Annotated in this window: 5 protein-coding genes; 3 read left to right on the forward strand and 2 right to left on the reverse strand. The window is 49.5% G+C overall.

Features of this window, described 5'->3' with window-relative positions:
• The coding region (locus NDA02_RS28085) for a hypothetical protein (protein WP_190789826.1) at positions 1–434 on the reverse strand (434 nt) is incomplete at its 3' end.
• Positions 431–778 carry a hypothetical protein gene (locus NDA02_RS28090; protein WP_190789827.1) on the reverse strand — a complete coding sequence of 116 codons (348 nt, stop codon included), beginning with the start codon at positions 776–778 and terminating at the stop codon, positions 431–433. The genes NDA02_RS28085 and NDA02_RS28090, both read right to left, overlap by 4 nt.
• A gap of 208 nt (positions 779–986) precedes the next feature.
• Between NDA02_RS28090 and NDA02_RS28095 the strand changes: the two genes are divergently transcribed.
• The 3 genes from NDA02_RS28095 (at position 987) to abc-f (ending at position 4208) form a co-directional block, all read left to right on the forward strand.
• On the forward strand, positions 987–1217 hold the full coding sequence (locus NDA02_RS28095) for a hypothetical protein (protein WP_190789828.1): 231 nt from the start codon (positions 987–989) through the stop codon (positions 1215–1217).
• A gap of 323 nt (positions 1218–1540) precedes the next feature.
• Positions 1541–2173 carry a hypothetical protein gene (locus NDA02_RS28100; protein ID WP_190789829.1) on the forward strand — a complete coding sequence of 211 codons (633 nt, stop codon included), beginning with the start codon at positions 1541–1543 and terminating at the stop codon, positions 2171–2173.
• Positions 2174–2606: 433 nt separating this feature from the next.
• Positions 2607–4208 (forward strand): ribosomal protection-like ABC-F family protein, encoded by a 1602-nt coding sequence (abc-f, locus tag NDA02_RS28105; protein ID WP_199296304.1) that lies wholly within the window; start codon positions 2607–2609, stop codon positions 4206–4208.
• The last annotated feature ends 434 nt before the right edge of the window (positions 4209–4642 follow it).

Below are 4642 nucleotides of genomic sequence, written 5' to 3' on the forward strand. Positions count from 1 at the left end.
TGCGCTGCTTCGTCTTCTGCTTCTAGCTGGTCAACCATTGCCAGCACTGCTGCTTTGTCAACGGGAGCCGCAATCGATTCTTTCGGTTTAGCAATCGGCTTTGCTCTTTGCTGGCGCGGTCGGGCTGGCTCCATCAAGTCGCTTAAATCCACCGCCATCGTCTGCCGCACCACATCAGTGAAAAAGCCCTGCTCCACAATCGGATCGCGGCATGACTCCTCCCACTGCGTCATCAGCACTCCAGCTCGTGCCTCACACAGTTCAGCAATCTGGAGTAAGGCATCGCCAGCAAATCGCAATCGTTCAGCTTCCGGCAGGTGTGCCGCTGTTACTTCCACTGCATCTAGTATCTGAGCCAGGTCGATCGCCTCTGGCATTTGCTGCGCCAATTGCAGTTGCTCCCACAAATCCAATTCCAGTTGCCTCGCTTTCACCCACTACGTCCCGTTCCCACAAACTGAAGATGCTCCGCATGATACGAGCAAGGGCGGATGGGGCACTGAGCGATCGCGTGCTGTTCCTCCCGCGCAAAGCGTTCAAACCCACTGCGCCGCCCGTTGCCATACTGCTGGTAGAGCGCCTCCAGAAGCTGTCGGGCATACTCTTTCACCAGTCTGGGCGGCAACCCAAACGTGTGCTGTGGCTGGGTCAATGCGATCGGCTCACTGCCCACCCACATCTCTGCACATAGGGCATGAATTACAATCTCATCGTTGGGCTGACGCGGCTTCTCCACATAAGTGTGCAGCACAACAAACGGCACAGGCGGGATTGGCACGACCACCTCCTCAAGCTGCGGTTGCGCCGCACCTGGTTGCCCCGACCCTTACGGTAATACGATCGCCGCCTGCGGCAGACCGCATCATTCCAGCAGCCGTCCCCATCGTGATCGGCATCATGCAGCCGCCGAGCCTCCGACACCGTCAGGAGGCTGCACGCCCAGCACTTTTCATTCGTTCGCGGATGATGGATAGGAGGGGCAATAGATGGATCGATCTGAGTTTTTGTATCCCTGTAGCCGTTATCGGGGTGAGGTTAAGCCAGAACAGTTGGTGTTTAATGCTAACCTTCAAGAGTTTGCTCAGCGTGTGGGATATATTGCCAACCTGGAGATGGCAGGGAAGCTGTCGCCGGAGGATGCGTATGAGCAGATCGAGGGGCTGTGGCAGCAGTTGCAGCGCAGTAAGCAGGGGTTGGGGATTGGGACATCCGCTTGAAAAATGTACAGTAACTTTTTGTTTGCCCTGGCGACATAATTAGTGTTGCTAAAGAAGCGAAGCTAATCCTGGTTTACTTTTCTACCTAAAGCCAGCTTAGCGATCCCGATGATTTGATGATAAGTCATTGAGTAAACTCTCTAAGAGCTCCTTCCACAGAGAAGGTTTTGCTCAGCGGCACTAATCTGTCTCGATGTCATCTAATTTGGCACTGTACACCAGACGGGGGATCAGTATGCGGTTGGATTAAAGCTACTTCACCTCAAAATTGTCAACCTTAACTGCGATAAGATTGCATCGTTAACGGTTGTTTTGCTCTCTCAATGCTTGAATCGCTTTGGCAACTTCTCTGGCACTTTCTACCGCTTCCCCTAATTATTTTTCTCGGTGGGATCGCAGTAGGGGTGCTGGGATGTAGTGCGATCGCTGCTTACCTCGATCGTAAACCTGTGATTGCACAGAGAATTGACATTATCCCGAAGCTTGAAGACCTTTTTGGTTCACTGGAATTGCAGTCGCTAATCACAGTTTCCAATGGCGAAAATTCCTACAATTACCGCGACCTACACACCGTTCAGGTGGAACTAACCAATCAGTCCAGACAGAACTTTGATGAATTTGAGTTCGGGATTGCCTTGGCGTCTGACGCTGCGATCGTACATATGGAAGTTCAGTCTCCCGATCGCCATCGAGTAGTTAAACCTATCACACCGTTTAGCTTTGGTCAGCCCCGTTCTCAGGTTGATTTAAGCCTGCAACCATTTAATCGAGAAGATAGCTATACGTTCCGCTTGCTGATTATTGTTCCTGAAGGTAGCTCTTCTCTAGGAACTGTTACCTTGAGTTCCCCTGAAGCGGCTCGTTTTGCAGAGTTGCCGACGACGCAGGAGCTCTTAAAAAAGGCAGCAAAAGCAATATCGTTACCGCTGGGTCCTTTCAAAATCTCCTTTCGCTAATTCTGCTAATTGCTTCTATCAAATTTGCTCCTTTTTGCTTAAATGCACATTCTCACAACCTCTTTCTCCTGGTTTTGCAGCCTCTGGAGAGCATCATAGTGGAGAGAATATATCTGCTGGTAGATTCTGCATGTGCTTATTGTCCTGCCGACCTTGCCATTCGCTGAAATTTGCGACATAACCGAAAATTCTAGTGCTGTTTCTGAAGCGTTTTGACGACTTCGAGCTTGGAATTGATAAATTACGGGATGTAGTCTATTCTGTAGTACATAAAGATTTGCGCTACAAAGTTGCCATGAGCCTAACAACGCTGTAACTCAGACTGGTTCTGAATCATTACACTCTCCGTTTTCGTCTATTGCTCTGATTGGACGAGATTGGACGTGAAACCGTTGGTTTGAAAATTTCTCAACTGCATTATTAGGAGGAAAGCATGATGCCACAGCATTGCTGCTTACTGGCAGATCGTCTAAGCTGCATGCTGCCACCCGATCGCATGCTATTTCGCTGTGTTCAACTCAGGGTGCAGAGCGGTGATCGAATTGCGCTTGTCGGTGCTAATGGCACGGGAAAGTCCACGCTGCTGCGAATTCTGGCAGGACAGCTTCAGCCGTCATCTGGTAATATTCATCGACAGGGTTCGATTTACTATTTACCGCAAATCAGCACAATTCATCAGCAGATGATTAACAAAACCGTGCTGGAAATGCTGATGGAAACGACAGAAGAATGGTGGACAGTGACAGGCTTGCTGGAAACCCAGTTTCATAATCAGATTGATCTATCCCTTCCGGTTCACGCTCTCAGCGGTGGCGAACTAACTCGCCTGTTTCTGGCGATCGCCTTTGCACAAACCCCCGATATTCTCTTGCTAGATGAACCAACGAATCATCTCGACTACCACGCACTGGAAGCCCTGCGGCGATTGCTAGAATCGTTTAGCGGCGCATTTGTGATGGTGTCTCACAAGCCGATGTTCCTCGATCAGGTTGTTCAAACCGTATGGGAATTGACTGCTGATGGCTTGCGGATTTACGGCGGCAACTTTTCCGCTTATCGGAAACAGAAGCAAATCGAACGAGAGGTAAAACTGCGATCGCACGAAGTTGCCCGCAAAGAGCTAAAACAGGCAAAAGCAGCAGCAATGCAGGAGCAGCAGCGGGCGGCACAGTCTCAGCGCAATGGTCGTCGGCAGGCTGGGAGTCTCCCGCCGATTGTTGCCGGAGCACGAAAGCGCAGTGCAGAAGTCACCGCAGGCAAACTGAAGCAAAAACATGAAGCCACCATCGCCACTGCCGCACAGAAAGTAGAGGAGACGAAACTGAGAACGACAAAAGCAACACAAATTCAACTGGAGGAACGCAGTCACAAACATCGCAAGCTGGTTGAAGTTCACCACGCCACGCTTCAGGTTAACCATCAATCGCTGATCAAAGATATCCAGTTTCATCTGGTGGCAGGCGATCGCGTTGTGATCGCTGGGGCAAACGGTTCTGGAAAGTCCAGTTTGATCAACGCCATTTTGCGCCGCTCTAATGCTGCCAAATTAATCGCAGGAGAAGTGCTGCTGTCGCCAAATTTGAAGGCGATTTATCTGGATCAGGGCTATGAACTGATTTATCGCAACCGCACAGTTTTGCAGAATATGCAAGCAGCCAATCCTGCTTTGGGCTATCAGCAAATGCGTCAACAGTTGGGGCATTTTCTCTTTTTTGATCAGGCAGTGAACAAAAAGGCATCTGTTTTGAGCGGCGGTGAACTAGCACGATTGGCACTGGCAATGATCAGCGTTGCTCAAATCGATTGGTTGATTCTAGATGAACCAACAAACAATCTTGACATTCCAACAGTTGATCAAATTGTGAATGCTCTAAATTATTACCAAGGTGCGCTGCTGATAATTTCGCACGATCTGGATTTTCTCAGCCGCATTCATGTTACGCGAGCACTCAAGGTTGAGCATCAAACCTTGAGGCCAATGGCTTTTTTACCTGAAGCATCAGAGCAGTATTATCAGGAGTTGCTACGGATTTAGGTTGTGCCGCAAAAACTAGTGGATGATAAGGTAAACAAGCCCAACCTTACTTTCTCTTCCTCTAGTGTTTACTGCTTCTTTGTTTAATGGCGGCATTTGTTACCTGAAATCATCCTGCTCAACGTCTGCTGGTACTGCCCTTTAGGTTCGCCAGTTCCCTAAAGTGGGAGACCCGCTCATCTGGCTTACCAAGTGGTGTTCTAGACCCAAAAGGGTTCTCAATCGCTTGTTTCTGCTGCTGCCGTTTGAGATTAGAGATTGTTTTCCTGACCCGTTCAAAAACTGATTACTCGTCCTCCTTGAAGTCAGGTAGCCTGGGACAAGCTGTACTACCTATGCTCCTATCTCTATGAGTTCTGGGAATTCTGCTGCTTAAAGCCTAGAAGAATTCCCAGAACCGCAAACAGGAGGAGGGGCTGTTTGGGGCATGAGAA

The organism is Leptolyngbya sp. ST-U4 (assembly GCF_039962215.1).
GTDB lineage: Bacteria > Cyanobacteriota > Cyanobacteriia > Elainellales > Elainellaceae > Leptolyngbya_A.

Coding starts and splice junctions, on each gene's coding strand:
- NDA02_RS28095 (WP_190789828.1), top strand. CDS start 987: ATGGATCGATCTGAGTTTTTGTATCCCTGTAGCCGTTATCGGGGTGAG.
- abc-f (WP_199296304.1), top strand. CDS start 2,607: ATGATGCCACAGCATTGCTGCTTACTGGCAGATCGTCTAAGCTGCATG.
- NDA02_RS28100 (WP_190789829.1), top strand. CDS start 1,541: ATGCTTGAATCGCTTTGGCAACTTCTCTGGCACTTTCTACCGCTTCCC.